Genomic DNA, 14,016 nt, shown 5'->3' with positions numbered 1-14,016 from the left:
AGGTGCCTTTTAAAGTTGAAACTATATTACTTTAGCGCTTCTGCCACTATTAGCTGCGCTTCTTCTATTAATCTTGCTAAATGGGCTTCACTCACGAAACTTTCTGCATAAAGCTTAAATAACGCTTCTGTACCTGACGGACGAGCAGCAAACCAGCCCTTCTCTGTTACCACCTTGATACCGCCAATCGCTGCATTATTGCCGGGTGCATGGGTAAGCTTTTGTACAATGCTATCGCCAGCAAGGTTATCAGCGCTAATCGAATCAGCTTTAATGTTAGAAAACTTAGCTTTGTCTTCAAGACTGACTGGACTATCGATACGTTGATAATAGCTTTTCCCAAATTGAGCTTCTAGTTCGTCATAACGTTGTTGTGGCGTTTTGCCGGTAACTGCCAACATCTCGGCCGCAAGTAAACATAAGATAAAACCATCTTTATCTGTACACCAAGTGCTACCATCTTTTCTTAAGAATGCAGCGCCAGCGCTTTCTTCACCGCCAAAGGCAAACTGGCTATTGGCTAGACCATCAACAAACCACTTAAAACCAACTGGCACTTCTGCCATTTGCTTATCATGTAAAGCGCAGACTTTATCGATCATTGCACTTGAAACCAGTGTTTTACCTATCACCATATCTGCAGTCCACTCTGGACGATGGCTAACAAGGTAATCAATTGCAACAGCTAGAAAGTGGTTTGGATTCATTAAACCGCTGCCAGGACAAACGATGCCATGACGGTCATAATCAGGATCATTACCTAGGCATAAATCAAAACTATCTTTATGAGCTAGTAGGCCTGCCATCGCATAAGGTGATGAGCAATCCATACGAATTTTGCCGTCTTTATCTAGCGGCATAAAGGCAAAGCTTGGGTCAATCTTGTTATTCACAACGGTAATATCTATGCCGTAATGGCGCGCTATAGGCTGCCAATAAGCGATACCTGAACCACCTAACGGATCAACTCCAAGTTTAATTTTGGCATTGGCAATAGCCTGCATATCGATAACATTTTCAAGATCTTCTACATAGGGAGTAATTAGATCTTGCTCTGTCAGCAGTTCGCTTGCTAACGCTTGTTGATAACTAACCTGCTTAACGCCAATGAGATTATTGGCTAAATAGTCATTAGCTTTGTCTTGGATCCAAGTCGTGATCTCGCCTTCGGCTGGACCACCATGGGGAGGATTATATTTAATCCCGCCATCTTGTGGCGGGTTGTGTGATGGAGTCACAATCAAACCATCAACTAACCCTGTTGCTTCAGCAGTTTTGTTGGCACAAATAATGGCATGAGATACAACTGGAGTCGGCGTGAAGCCATCATTCTGATGAACGACGACATTAACCCCATTCGCAACTAGAACCTCAATAACAGAAATGGCTGCCGGCTGCGATAATGCGTGGGTATCGATACCTAAAATTAACTGGCCTGTGATATTGGCTTGTTTACGATAATCAGCAACCGCTTGTGCAATCGCCACAATATGCGCTTCATTAAAACTGCTACTCAGCGCGCTGCCACGATGACCAGAAGTCCCGAAACAGACGCGTTGACTCACTTCTTCGACATTTGGGCGCAAACTATAATACAGGCTAACGAGTTTTGGGATATTGACCAAATCCTTTTGCTCAGCAATTAATCCTGCTCTCTTATGTGTAGCCAATGACTTTCTCCTTTATGGCGTTTTGCTATGACGCATACTTTTAGAAATTACTTTAATGCGTTTTTAATTACGATTTATGCTTGCTGTAAAAACAAGCAAAGGTTTGCCGATACTGCAGCAAACCTTTAACTAAACATTTTCACAGTTAAGCAGTTAGCGTTAAATCTTAGCTGCTATTTCACTGATCTGCGCTTCATCTGTACCGAACTGCATCAATACTTCAGACAAAATTGTGCGCTTTTTAGCGGTATTATTGTTAGTTGTTACCCAAAAACCGCTTTGACCTATCTCTTTTGGATTAGCCGACTTACTTGCTTTTAACAGTGCATCTTTTGAGGTCGCAAAATACAAACGGTCACGACCTTGAATTTGCAATACTTGTTCAAATTGCTTAGGTGACGCCAAGTAGACTGTATCTAGAATAAACAGGAAACGTCCTACCGCACCTTTTTGATTCGCCAGCAACTCTGCATCAATTAACGTTGAAAAATCAGAAACAGGCTTAGCTAACTTAGCTGCAGGCTTTTGCACCACTTTTTCAGGCTTGGATTCGACTTCAAGGCTTGGATGGCTTATTTCTTCAGGTGCATCTTCAACCACTGAATTAACTTGTAATCCCAATATACGGCGTAAAATATCCGAAGCGCTCTCGCCAATTTGCTCTGTTTTACTGGCGATGTGTCGATAAAGCTCTTCATCAACTTCGATATATTTCATAATGGTAGTCTTCCTTAAATAGAACAGCACAATAGCGTTGTTTCAATGGGGCGATCGCAAAAGATCCCAATTTATCTCCCCAGTGTAGCGAGGTTTAGAGCCTTGATAAAGCGTCATTAAATGAAAACTGCGATCCAACTGAAAAAGAATTCATTTAATGAGCGATCTTTGTCGATATTTTATTCTTCACAATGGATTTCGCTACTAACGGTTGGATTTCTCAACTATCCAAGGCACAATCTCGAGCAAGTTTTTAAGCCGCAGGCAATATACAAAGATGCACTACACTATCAGTGGCCAAGGGCCGATTGTTATTTTGATCCATGGCCTATTTGGCGATTTAGATAATTTAAAAGCATTAGGTAAAGAATTAGAAACAGCGTTTACCGTGGTGCGCGTAGATGTGCCTAACCATGGCGCTAGCCCAAGAATCAGCCAAATGAATTATTTAACTCTTGCTGATGACATGACTAAGCTGATCACCGATTTATGCGGGCAATATGGCAATCAAAAAGTTACCCTTGTTGGGCATTCCATGGGCGGTAAAATTGCGATGGCGACGGCACTTCAGCACCCTGATATAGTGAATAAGCTGGTGGTAGCTGATATCGCTCCCGTGAGTTACCATAGTCGCCACGATAACGTGTTTGCCGCATTAGAAAGCATGCCGCTAGAAAAAATTAACGACCGCCGTCAAGCGCTAACACATATGCAAAATGCAGGGATCGATGACGGCACCGCACAATTTCTTTTAAAATCATTAACTCGTACTAGCAATGGTTTTGAATGGAAACTCAATCTTCAAGGACTAAAAAACAGCTATCCTGACATAATCGCTTGGCCTAACTTCGATAGTGCTTATCAAGGTCCATGCCTATTTATTCGTGGCGGCGATTCAGATTATGTAACCGCAGCGCATCGTGACGCGATCATGAGTCAATTTCCACAAGTTACCGCTAAGACAATTGCAGGTACAGGACATTGGTTACATGCTCAAAAAGCCAGCATTTTTAACCGTATAGTTAAAAACTTTATCCTTGAATAGCCAATTAAATTTAGCGGCACAAACATGTAAAGCTTATAGCCGCTCGAAAACTTATATGGTATATTCCCGCAACTTTTTTGGCCGAGGAAGGAATGGCAAATGTTGATGCAGTACATGGAACAGATCGAAGCACTAGGCTTAAACCTGTTTTTTGCAGCCATTTTCTTTTTTATTGGTATGGCCATTCAAGATGTACTCAAGCAAGGTAAAGTACCAAAGTTTGGGCGTTACATCGTTTGGTTAGTGTTATTTCTCGGCTGTGCCGGGTTTATTGCAAAAGGAATTATACAGATGACCTGGGAAGGCTCAGGCATCGGGTAAATAAAAATTCAATGGCAAAAGAAACATCAGATAGAACCACCATTGATCTGTTTGCAACAGAAAAGCGGCGTGGTAGACCTCGTAGCAACCCTTTGCCACGAGACCAACAGCTCAAAATCAATAAAAGAAACCAGATCCAGCGTGACCGAGCTAACGGATTAAAGCGAATAGAGTTAAAGGTGTCACAAGATTTATATGACGCCTTGAATGAACAAGCTATGGCCAGTAATATCAGTCGTAGCCAGCTAATTGAATCTATACTACAAAAGCAGGTTAGAAACTAACCCACTTTTTAGTACATGCACCATTATAGTTAACTAGATATTAAAGGAACAACAATGGCAACTGTAGGTCTTTTTTTCGGGTCTGATACAGGCAACACCGAAGCCGTAGCCAAAATGATCCAGAAAAAACTGGGCAAGCAAATGGTTGAGGTAAAAGATATTGCCAAAAGTACCAAGGAACAAATCGCAGAATATGATCTGTTGATTTTCGGCATTCCAACTTGGTATTACGGTGAAGCACAATGTGATTGGGATGACTTTTTCCCAGAACTTGAGCAAATAGACTTTGAAGATAAGCTAGTCGCAATCTTTGGCTGTGGCGACCAGGAAGATTATGCTGAGTACTTCCTAGACGCAATGGGCATGGTAAACGAAATCGTTGAAGCGCGTGGCGCAGTTGTAATTGGTCATTGGCCAACTGCAGGCTACGATTTTGAAGAGTCTAAAGGCCTAGCAGACGAAAACCACTTTGTTGGTTTAGGTATCGATGAAGATCGCCAACCAGAGCTAACCGAAGAGCGTGTTGATGCTTGGGTTAAACAAATCTACGAAGAGATGTGTTTAGCAGAGTTAGAAGACTAATAAAATAAAGCAGTTATTGCTTAAGTTTTATTGTACAAAGCGGCATATTAATATGCCGCTTTTTTGTCGTTGTAGACGCTTGTAGTTTTTTCTAGCAGTAGTACAAGACACTTACATTGGTTATTACATGGTAAACGATTCAGCTAACCTTTTGCATTGGGATATTTTTTGCGCTGTAGTAGATAATTATGGCGATATCGGTGTCACTTGGCGTTTAGCCAAGCAGTTATCCAATGAAAAAAAAATCGATGTCTGCTTATGGGTCGACGATCTACGTAGTTTTTCGCATATTTTGCCACAGTTGGATCCCCTACTCACCACTCAGGTTCACCATGGGATCACTATCAACTTATGGTCTAGTCCATTAGCAATTGAGTACCAACCAGGTAGCGTATTAATAGAAGCGTTTGCCTGTGAGCTGCCAGATGAAGTAAAACACGCTCTATTAACGCTTCATGTTCAACATAAGGCGGACCCAAGGCTGCAACAACCGCCCGTTTGGATTAATCTTGAATACTTAAGCGCTGAGTCTTGGGTGGCAGGCTGCCATGGTTTACCATCAATGCAAGCTAATGGGCTTAAAAAACATTTTTATTTCCCAGGATTTAGCGATAGCACCGGTGGATTACTTTGCGAGCGCGAGCTATTCCAACGACGTGATGAATGGCAGAATAATCCACTTAATAGAATGGCCCTGTTTTCACAGTTAGGCCTTAGCGGTATTAATCCACAAGACACAGTTATTAGTGTTTTTAGCTATGAATCTGCCGCTTTACTTGCTTTGTGTCGATTATGGCAACAAAGCGAACAGGTTATTCATGCTCTCATTCCCAAGGGAAGAAGCCTAAATAGCTTAACTTGCATTTTACCTAAGCCAATAGATGAACTGAATTCAGGCGAGCAGATCCACCTAGGCAATCTAATCATTCATGTTTTGCCTATGACAGATCAAGAGGGCTACGATAAGCTTCTTTGGAGCTGTGATTTTAATATTGTGCGCGGTGAAGATTCGTTTTTACGTGCTCAATGGGCTGCAAAACCGTTCATTTGGCACATTTATGTACAAGAAGAGGACTATCATCTAATAAAATTAGATGCCTTTATGCAAGTTTACTGTAATAATCTGCCGCCAGAATTAGCAAATAGCTGGCAAGCGCTAAACCTTGCTTTTAATCAAGAGCAAGGCGAACAAGCGATCAAGCACTGGCAGCAACTAAATTTAGTCAATTTGCCATTATTGCAACACGCAAAACAGTGGCCAGTTGACGCAATAAATGATGTAGATCTTGCATCTCGACTAGTTCAATTCGTCAAAAATAGCTAAGATACTACGTTTAAATAGAAAATACCTAAAATAGGAAATAGTATAATGAAAACTGCTCATGAACTCCGTCCAGGTAACGTGATCATGTTAGATGGCAGCCCATGGGTTGTTCAAAAAACTGAAACAACTCGTTCTGGCCGTAACGCTGCTATCGTTAAATTAAAGCTTAAGCACGTTCTACAAGATTCAACCACTGAAAGCACCTTCAAAGGTGAAGACAAGATGGAAGATATCATTCTAGAGCGTCTAGATTGTACTTACTCTTACTACGCAGATCCTATGTACGTATTTATGGATTCTGAATACAACCAGTACGATGTTGAAGCTGAAAACCTAGGTGACGCTGCTGCATACATCGTTGACGGTATGGAAGAAACTTGCCAAGTAACTTTCTACGAAGGCAAAGCTATCTCAGTTGAACTACCTACTTCTGTAGTACGTGAAGTAACATACACTGAGCCTTCAGCTCGTGGCGATACTTCAGGTAAAGTAATGAAGCCAGCAACTATCACTGGCGGTAGCACGCTAAGTGTTGCAGATTTCGTTAAAACTGGCGACATGATTGAAATTGATACTCGTACTAACGAGTTCAAAAAGCGCGTTTAATCTTAAATACGCTCTAAGAAAGCCAGCATTTGCTGGCTTTTTTGTTTTTACAATTAATGATGGAAATTTGGTCACTTAATATTGAAGTAAGCTTATATTTTCAAAATGCTAAATTAGGCTTTATATTGTGACTTGTTGATACTTTGCCATCACTCACACTACAAAAAACCGCCAAAACAACATTAAATATCGTAAAGTGTATCTCTAAAGCCTTAAAATAAGATCATATTCTTTTTTAACCCGCCAAATTAGGCATTTAATCCTTTATTTGTTGTTTGATTTTAGCTATTGTGCCTGCAACTAAGCCAAATCCTTAACTTGGCTAATCTTTATAAAAGCATTTTCGAGGTGTAGATGCGCCCAATTATCAAATCCAATAAATTAGATTCTGTATGTTATGACATTCGTGGTCCAGTGCATAAAGAAGCACGTCGATTAGAAGACGAAGGCCACCGTATTCTAAAGCTAAACATTGGTAACCCTGCCCCATTTGGATTTGAGGCCCCAGAAGAGATCGTACGTGATGTGATCTTAAATCTACCAAGTGCTCAAGGTTATTGCGAATCAAAAGGCCTGTTCTCTGCTCGTAAAGCTATTGTTCAACACTATCAATCCCAAGGTATTTTTGGAGTTGATATCGAAGATATCTATATTGGTAACGGTGTATCAGAGCTGATTGTGATGGCTATGCAAGGCCTACTGAACAGTGGCGATGAGATTTTAGTACCTTCACCTGACTATCCATTATGGACTGCAGCAGTGCATCTATCAGGGGGTAAAGCACAGCACTACCGCTGTGATGAAGAATCAGACTGGTTTCCAGATCTGGAAGATATCAAGAGTAAAATCACCCCAAGAACACGCGGTATTGTGCTAATCAATCCCAACAACCCTACTGGTGCTGTTTACTCAAAAGAGCTCATCCTAGAAGTGATTGAGTTGTGTCGCCAAAACGACATGATCCTATTCGCTGATGAGATCTACGATAAGATTTTATATGATGAAGCTGTACATATTCCTGCAGCCAGTTTATCTGATGATATCTTGACCGTAACCTTTAACGGCTTATCAAAAGTCTACCGCGCAGCAGGCTTCCGTGTTGGCTGGATGATGCTTACCGGTAATAAGAAAGCAGCAAAGAGCTATGTTGAGGGACTCGATATGCTCGCTTCTATGCGCCTATGCGCTAACGTACCAAGCCAACATGCTATTCAAACAGCGTTAGGCGGCTATCAAAGTATTCAAGAGTTAGTGCAACCGGGTGGTCGTTTGCGTGTTCAACGCGACGCGTGTGTTGAAATGCTAAACTCTATTCCCGGCGTTAGCGTTAAAACGCCAAAGGGTGCGCTGTATGCGTTTGCTAAGCTTGATCAGAAGAAGTTTAACCTTAGGGACGATGAACGCTTAGTTTTAGACTTACTCAAAGACCGCAAGATCCTGTTAGTACAAGGCTCTGCCTTTAATTACCCAGAACCGGATCATGTGCGAGTTGTGTTCTTGCCATACAAAGAAGAACTGACTAAAGCCTTGTCTGAATTTGGTGATTTCTTAGGTAGCTACAAACAGTAGTGCTAAGTTTAGCTGAGGCTTGATAAAGCACAATTAATCTAGATATCAAAGATTAACCATTAAAAACGACCTGCGGGTCGTTTTTTTATATATTAACTGTGCTAGTCTCAAGGAGTTGTCATTTGTTGAATAAAGGAAGTATATGAGCCACTTATTCGCCCACCTCGCTAGAATGAAATTAATTCAACGCTGGCCACTAATGTACAATGTAAGACCAGAGAATGTTCAAGAGCACTCTCTACAAGTCGCTATGGTCGCGCATTCTCTTGCAATTATTAGCAACAAAATATTTGATGGCAACTATAACCCATACCAAGCGGCAACCATTGCGATATTTCATGATGCCAGCGAAATTTTAACCGGTGATCTGCCTACGCCTGTAAAATACTTTAATAAAGAAATTGAAGCCGAATACAAAAAGATTGAAGCGATTGCCGAACAGCGACTCCTTGAAATGGTTCCCGATGAGTTTAAACAAGACTATCAAGCGCTGTTAACTAGTGAACACGCGGATCCTGAATATAAAGCATTGGTTAAGTCAGCTGATACGCTGTGTGCTTATCTTAAGTGCTTAGAAGAGAAGCGTGCAGGAAACAGTGAATTTAACACCGCACAAAAACGCCTCGAGCAACGGCTTAAGAGCGATAGCAATCCTGCCGTTAACTATTTTATCGAGCACTTTATTCCGAGTTTTACTCTCGACTTAGACGATATTAACCGTCTGTTGTAAGGAGCCTGCATGACCCATTCAGTTTGGAATAAAAGACGTTTAGGCGAAGATAAGCACAGACGCAATGATCACCGCAGCCCGTTCCAACGCGACCGAGCACGAATTTTACACTCAGCAGCCTTTCGGCGACTGCAAGCCAAAACCCAAGTGCTTGGCGTTGGCATGAATGATTTTTACCGTACGCGCCTGACACATTCATTAGAAGTATCGCAAATCGGCACCGGGATCTGTGCCCAGCTTAAACAGAAACAGCCCCAATACCAAGCGTTACTCAGCTCAATGAGCCTAATAGAGTCTTTGTGTCTGGCGCACGATATTGGCCACCCACCTTTTGGCCATGGTGGTGAAATCGCTCTTAATTATATGATGCGTGATCATGGCGGTTTTGAAGGTAACGGCCAGACCTTTCGGATCCTAACGGGTTTAGAACCTTATACTGAACATTTCGGTATGAACCTGTGCCGACGTACATTACTAGGGATCTTAAAATACCCTGCACCTTTCAGCCTGCTATGCAGTCCCGATAAACACTGCCAAGTTGACAATTTCCGACAGTTAAAACCCGCTGACTGGCAGCCTGTAAAAGGGATATTTGACGACGATATAGCAATACTAGACTGGGTACTAGAGCCATTGTCTGAGACAGACAAGGCACTTTTTCTATCTAGCTATAAAACAGAAAACAGCAAGCATAAACGGACTCGGTTTAAGTCCTTAGATTGCTCAATAATGGAGCTTGCTGATGATATCGCTTACGCCGTGCACGATTTAGAGGATGCAATCGTGATGGGGATAGTTAACCAATCACAATGGCAATCTGATGTCAGTAATCTGTTAATCCATTCTGATGACCCATGGATAAACCAAGAGTTTGCAAGTATAAGCGAGAGGCTATTTTCAGTTAAGCATCATGAGCGCAAAGATGCTATCGGTACCCTAGTGAATGGATTTGTCACGGCCATTTCTATACAAGATATACAAGGCTTTGAAGAACCGTTACTAAAATATAATGCTGCATTAGAGCCAGCTTTTGCAGAAGCGCTTAATGTGTTAAAGCAATTTGTCTATAAATACGTGATCCGCAAGCCTGAAATTCAGATGCTTGAATATAAAGGCCAACAAATAGTGATGGAACTGTTTGAAGCTTTCATCTCAGATCCTGAGCGTCTATTACCTCTCAACGCACAGCAGCGCTGGCAAACAAGTGAATTAAGCAAAGGTAATAGTCACAGAGTGATCGCCGATTATATTTCGGGTATGACCGATGAATTTGCGGCAAAGATGCATCAACATCTATTCAGCGCTAAATCGGGTTCAATGATGGAGTTAAGTAGCGAGTTCTGATACCAATCAGTACAAGAAGTTGATCAACTCAGAGCGGTTTTTGGCAAACTAATTCAAGGCGAATAGCTGCAATAATGGTTATTCCCTTATAAAGCTAATCAACGCAGAAGTAGGCAGCCAAAAAACAATAAAGGCACTCATAAAGAGTGCCTTTCGCTTATTTGGCTAGGCTTGTATTTGCTTAAGGTTAACTAGGAAAGAACCCCTTAACTCCCGCAGCAATAACCTCTATGCCGATAGACAGCATCAATAGCCCCATCAAACGGGTAATAACGTTAATACCAGTATTACCCAAGATCTTAAAGATGATTGGTGCCATTCTAAATAAAGTGAAACTAAGCAAGCCAAACAACACAACGGTAATCGACATACCGATTAAGTTCTCTAGGCTATTGTGTTCAGCTGCAGATACGATTACCGAACTAATTGCCCCGGGACCCGCCATCAGTGGCAGCGCTAACGGCACTACGGCAACAGATTCCATACCCGATGCTTCACGGTCTTCTTCTTTGTTGCGCTTAACCTCACCAAGTTTACCTTGTAGCATCGACATCGCGATGATGGCAATCAAGGTTCCGCCCGCAATCCTAAAAGCCGAAAGTGAAATGCTAAACATATTTAAAATATGCTGTCCCGCAAAAATGGTGACCAACAAAATCACCACCACGGCAAAGTTGGCCACTTTACCGGTATGGTTGCGCTCGGCTTCGGTTTGGTGGCTAGTTAAACTCACAAAAACCGGTAACAATCCAAATGGATTAATTATCGCAATTAAGCCGAGAAAAAATTTAACGTAGAGTGTTAAATCCAACGTCTTACCCTCAACGCGCCCAAGGCGTTATATGTTCATAAAAAATGTGGCGCTACTCTAACTCATGAGTGTTAAAACAAAAAATGAGATTTTCTATCCTAAATCACAACTTTTAATAATAGTTGCTCATTTCAATTTTAAACACTGTGTTTAAATCACAACATCAGTAGCCTAGTATGGTTATAAAATTACAAATAGCAGCAGTTATGCGGTGCACATCACAGAATAAGGCCCCTATAAAGTGTAATTTTTATTCATAGAGTGAATATTAGAGCAGCAGAGAATGTTTAGCCAAATTCGGTTTGGCTAAATTTTTTCAGGATTGCCACTATGACAATAACCAATGAGCAACAACTTAATCAGTTAGTCGAACGAGTAAAAGCAGCCCAGCAGGTATTTGCCAACTATTCTCAAGAGCAAGTGGATAAGATATTTAGGGCCGCAGCGCTGGCTGCTGCAGATGCGCGGATCTCACTGGCCAAGATGGCGGCAAGCGAAACTCAGATGGGGATAATTGAAGATAAGGTGATTAAAAATCACTTTGCATCCGAGTACATTTACAATAAATACAAAGATGAAAAAACCTGCGGTATTCTTTCAGAAGACAGCACATTTGGTACTATCACCATTGCTGAGCCTGTCGGCATTATCTGCGGTATCGTTCCAACCACCAACCCAACCTCTACCGCAATCTTCAAAGCCCTTATCAGCCTTAAAACACGCAATGGTATTATTTTCTCCCCTCACCCTCGCGCTAAACAATCTACGACCACAGCTGCACGTATCGTATTAGAAGCGGCGGTTGCTGCCGGTGCACCAAAAGATATTATTGGCTGGATAGATGAACCCTCTGTTGCGCTATCTAACCAGTTAATGACCCATAAGGATATCAATCTAATTTTAGCGACTGGTGGCCCAGGTATGGTAAAGGCTGCCTACTCATCGGGTAAACCCGCCATTGGCGTTGGCGCAGGTAACACGCCTGTTGTCATTGATGAAACTGCCGATATCAAACGCGCGGTAAGCTCTATTTTAATGTCAAAGACATTTGATAATGGTGTGGTATGTGCCTCAGAGCAAGCTGTGGTTGTGGTTGACTCTATTTATGAAGAAGTAAAGCAACGTTTTGCCAGCCATGGTGCGTATCTGCTCAATGAAAGTGAAACAGCCTCTATGCAGGACGTCATTTTAACCAATGGCGGACTCAATGCCGATATCGTCGGCCAAAGTGCCGCTAAAATTGCCCAAATGGCCGGTATTGACGTGCCCCGCTCAACAAAAGTATTGATTGGCGAAGTCACAAACATAGATGACACAGAAGCCTTTGCCCACGAAAAACTGTCACCGTTACTGGCAATGTACCGGGCGGTCAATTTCGAAGAAGCACTCGATAAAGCCGATGCATTGGTAAAACTAGGTGGTATAGGTCATACATCAGGGCTTTACACAGATCAAGATAACCAAGGCGAACGCATCACTGCTTTTGGTTTTAGAATGAAAACCGCCAGAATACTCATTAACACGCCTGCTTCACAGGGAGGGATTGGTGATCTGTACAACTTTAAACTCGCACCATCACTCACCCTAGGCTGTGGGTCTTGGGGGGGCAACTCTATTTCTGAAAATGTTGGACCGAGTCATCTAATTAATAAAAAGATGGTCGCTAAAAGGGCTGAAAATATGCTGTGGCACAAACTCCCGTCTTCTATCTATTTTCGCCGTGGTAGCTTACCTATCGCCCTTGAAGAGTTAAGTGATAAAAAGCGCGCGTTAATTGTTACCGATAAGTACCTTTTTAATCATGGTTACTGCGATGAAACACTTAAAATTCTCAAAGGGTTAGGCATTGAAACCGAAGTATTCTATGAAGTAGAAGCTGATCCTACGATGCAGATCGTTAAACAGGGAGCTAAAGTCGCGCAAAGCTTCCAGCCCGATGTGATCATCGCGTTAGGCGGTGGCTCACCAATGGATGCAGCCAAAATCATATGGGTAATGTACGAACACCCAGACGTTGACTTCGGCGATTTAGCGTTACGTTTTATGGATATCACTAAGCGGATCTATAAGTTTCCGAAATTGGGCGTAAAAGCCAAAATGGTTGCGATCCCGACCACATCTGGCACAGGTTCTGAAGTCACACCATTTGCTGTTGTGACCGATGAAGAGACAGGAATGAAATACCCTATCGCTGACTACGAACTCACTCCCAATATGGCTATTGTTGATCCTAATTTGGTGATGGATATGCCAAAGTCGCTTACCGCTTTTGGTGGTATAGATGCGATTACACATGCCCTAGAAGCCTACGTTAGCGTAATGGCAAATGAATATAGTGACGGTCAAGCGTTACAAGCGCTAGATCTACTATTTAAGCACCTTCCAGACGCTTACGAACATGGTGCTAACGCGCCTATCGCGCGCGAGAAAGTGCATAACGGTGCCACTATTGCTGGGATAGCTTTTGCTAATGCCTTTTTAGGTATTTGCCATTCAATGGCCCATAAACTTGGCGCGGAGTTTCATCTAGCCCACGGTTTAGCCAATGCGCTATTAATCAGCAATGTGATCCGTTTTAACGCAACAGACATGCCGACCAAACAGGCCGCATTTAGTCAATATGATAGACCGAAAGCGCTTTGCCGCTATGCAAAGATCGCTGAATATTTAAAACTTGAAGGTGCAACAGCCGAAGGCATTACAGATGAAGAAAAAGTCGAAGCACTCATTAAAAAAATTGATGAGCTCAAGGAGAAGATTGGCATTCCACGCTCAATCCAAGCAGCGGGGATCAACGAGGCCGATTTTATTGCCAAACTCGACGAGTTAGCTGAAGATGCTTTCGATGACCAATGTACAGGTGCCAACCCTAGATACCCATTAATTGCCGAGTTAAAACAACTACTGCTCGCCAGTTACTATGGCAATGATTATAGCGACGAGTAATGCTTAGCACAGTGAATTAAATTAACGTTTCAACCGAAAAAACCTAGCACAATTGGCTAGGTTTTTT

The 14,016-nt window shown here is 42.2% G+C and carries 13 protein-coding genes; 10 read left to right on the top strand and 3 right to left on the bottom strand.

The genetic code is table 11. The features are described from left to right. Positions 1–26: 26 nt before the first annotated feature. Together pgm and seqA are read right to left on the bottom strand one after the other, a co-directional pair. Complete coding sequence (gene pgm, locus L884_RS0118735; protein ID WP_028768927.1) at positions 27–1,670, bottom strand: phosphoglucomutase (alpha-D-glucose-1,6-bisphosphate-dependent); 1,644 nt, start codon at positions 1,668–1,670, stop codon at positions 27–29. Between the two features lie 159 nt (positions 1,671–1,829). Beyond that, positions 1,830–2,387, bottom strand: a complete 558-nt coding sequence (gene seqA, locus L884_RS0118730; protein WP_028768926.1) for a replication initiation negative regulator SeqA — start codon at positions 2,385–2,387, stop codon at positions 1,830–1,832. 277 nt (positions 2,388–2,664) lie between these two features. On the opposite strand from seqA, the gene L884_RS0118725 reads away from it, so the two are divergent. The 9 genes from L884_RS0118725 to L884_RS0118685 all read left to right on the top strand — a co-directional run bounded on the left by L884_RS0118725 (position 2,665) and on the right by L884_RS0118685 (position 10,192). Further along, positions 2,665–3,432 carry an alpha/beta fold hydrolase gene (locus L884_RS0118725; RefSeq protein ID WP_028768925.1) on the top strand — a complete coding sequence of 256 codons (768 nt, stop codon included), beginning with the start codon at positions 2,665–2,667 and terminating at the stop codon, positions 3,430–3,432. Positions 3,433–3,531: 99 nt separating this feature from the next. Further along, positions 3,532–3,753 carry a DUF2788 domain-containing protein gene (locus L884_RS0118720; RefSeq protein ID WP_028768924.1) on the top strand — a complete coding sequence of 74 codons (222 nt, stop codon included), beginning with the start codon at positions 3,532–3,534 and terminating at the stop codon, positions 3,751–3,753. Between the two features lie 11 nt (positions 3,754–3,764). Beyond that, positions 3,765–4,037, top strand: a complete 273-nt coding sequence (ybfE, locus tag L884_RS0118715) for a LexA regulated protein (protein WP_028768923.1) — start codon at positions 3,765–3,767, stop codon at positions 4,035–4,037. Between the two features lie 54 nt (positions 4,038–4,091). Then, positions 4,092–4,619, top strand: coding sequence for a flavodoxin FldA (gene fldA / locus L884_RS0118710; protein ID WP_028768922.1), 528 nt, complete (start codon positions 4,092–4,094; stop codon positions 4,617–4,619). 127 nt (positions 4,620–4,746) lie between these two features. Further along, positions 4,747–5,943: an elongation factor P maturation arginine rhamnosyltransferase EarP gene (earP, locus tag L884_RS0118705; protein ID WP_028768921.1), complete on the top strand. Its 1,197-nt coding sequence runs from the start codon at positions 4,747–4,749 to the stop codon at positions 5,941–5,943. Between the two features lie 45 nt (positions 5,944–5,988). Continuing rightward, positions 5,989–6,549 carry an elongation factor P gene (gene efp, locus L884_RS0118700; protein ID WP_028768920.1) on the top strand — a complete coding sequence of 187 codons (561 nt, stop codon included), beginning with the start codon at positions 5,989–5,991 and terminating at the stop codon, positions 6,547–6,549. 354 nt (positions 6,550–6,903) lie between these two features. Then, positions 6,904–8,118, top strand: coding sequence for a pyridoxal phosphate-dependent aminotransferase (locus L884_RS0118695; RefSeq protein ID WP_028768919.1), 1,215 nt, complete (start codon positions 6,904–6,906; stop codon positions 8,116–8,118). Between the two features lie 142 nt (positions 8,119–8,260). After that, the gene (gene yfbR / locus L884_RS0118690) at positions 8,261–8,848 is read left to right on the top strand and encodes a 5'-deoxynucleotidase (protein ID WP_028768918.1); all 588 of its coding nucleotides are present in this window, start codon (positions 8,261–8,263) and stop codon (positions 8,846–8,848) included. Positions 8,849–8,857: 9 nt separating this feature from the next. After that, the gene (locus tag L884_RS0118685) at positions 8,858–10,192 is read left to right on the top strand and encodes an anti-phage deoxyguanosine triphosphatase (protein ID WP_028768917.1); all 1,335 of its coding nucleotides are present in this window, start codon (positions 8,858–8,860) and stop codon (positions 10,190–10,192) included. Between the two features lie 187 nt (positions 10,193–10,379). Here the strand turns inward: L884_RS0118685 and L884_RS0118680 are convergent, their stop codons facing one another. Further along, a complete protein-coding gene (locus L884_RS0118680) occupies positions 10,380–11,003 on the bottom strand; it encodes a YchE family NAAT transporter (RefSeq protein WP_028768916.1) in 624 nt (207 codons plus the stop codon). A gap of 330 nt (positions 11,004–11,333) precedes the next feature. Between L884_RS0118680 and adhE the strand changes: the two genes are divergently transcribed. Continuing rightward, positions 11,334–13,949: a bifunctional acetaldehyde-CoA/alcohol dehydrogenase gene (gene adhE, locus L884_RS0118675; RefSeq protein ID WP_028768915.1), complete on the top strand. Its 2,616-nt coding sequence runs from the start codon at positions 11,334–11,336 to the stop codon at positions 13,947–13,949. Positions 13,950–14,016: the final 67 nt, after the last annotated feature.

It is taken from the genome of Shewanella fidelis ATCC BAA-318 (assembly GCF_000518605.1).
GTDB classification, from domain to species: domain Bacteria; phylum Pseudomonadota; class Gammaproteobacteria; order Enterobacterales; family Shewanellaceae; genus Shewanella; species Shewanella fidelis.
The sequence above is the reverse complement of the archived record's forward strand: the minus strand, read 5'-3'. Positions and strand labels throughout refer to the sequence as shown.

Excerpts from the sequence above, each read along its gene's own strand:
- seqA (WP_028768926.1), bottom strand. The coding sequence starts at position 2,387 with ATGAAATATATCGAAGTTGATGAAGAGCTTTATCGACACATCGCCAGT.
- L884_RS0118725 (WP_028768925.1), top strand. The coding sequence starts at position 2,665 with ATGCACTACACTATCAGTGGCCAAGGGCCGATTGTTATTTTGATCCAT.
- L884_RS0118720 (WP_028768924.1), top strand. The coding sequence starts at position 3,532 with ATGTTGATGCAGTACATGGAACAGATCGAAGCACTAGGCTTAAACCTG.
- ybfE (WP_028768923.1), top strand. The coding sequence starts at position 3,765 with ATGGCAAAAGAAACATCAGATAGAACCACCATTGATCTGTTTGCAACA.
- fldA (WP_028768922.1), top strand. The coding sequence starts at position 4,092 with ATGGCAACTGTAGGTCTTTTTTTCGGGTCTGATACAGGCAACACCGAA.
- earP (WP_028768921.1), top strand. The coding sequence starts at position 4,747 with ATGGTAAACGATTCAGCTAACCTTTTGCATTGGGATATTTTTTGCGCT.
- efp (WP_028768920.1), top strand. The coding sequence starts at position 5,989 with ATGAAAACTGCTCATGAACTCCGTCCAGGTAACGTGATCATGTTAGAT.
- L884_RS0118695 (WP_028768919.1), top strand. The coding sequence starts at position 6,904 with ATGCGCCCAATTATCAAATCCAATAAATTAGATTCTGTATGTTATGAC.
- yfbR (WP_028768918.1), top strand. The coding sequence starts at position 8,261 with ATGAGCCACTTATTCGCCCACCTCGCTAGAATGAAATTAATTCAACGC.
- L884_RS0118685 (WP_028768917.1), top strand. The coding sequence starts at position 8,858 with ATGACCCATTCAGTTTGGAATAAAAGACGTTTAGGCGAAGATAAGCAC.
- adhE (WP_028768915.1), top strand. The coding sequence starts at position 11,334 with ATGACAATAACCAATGAGCAACAACTTAATCAGTTAGTCGAACGAGTA.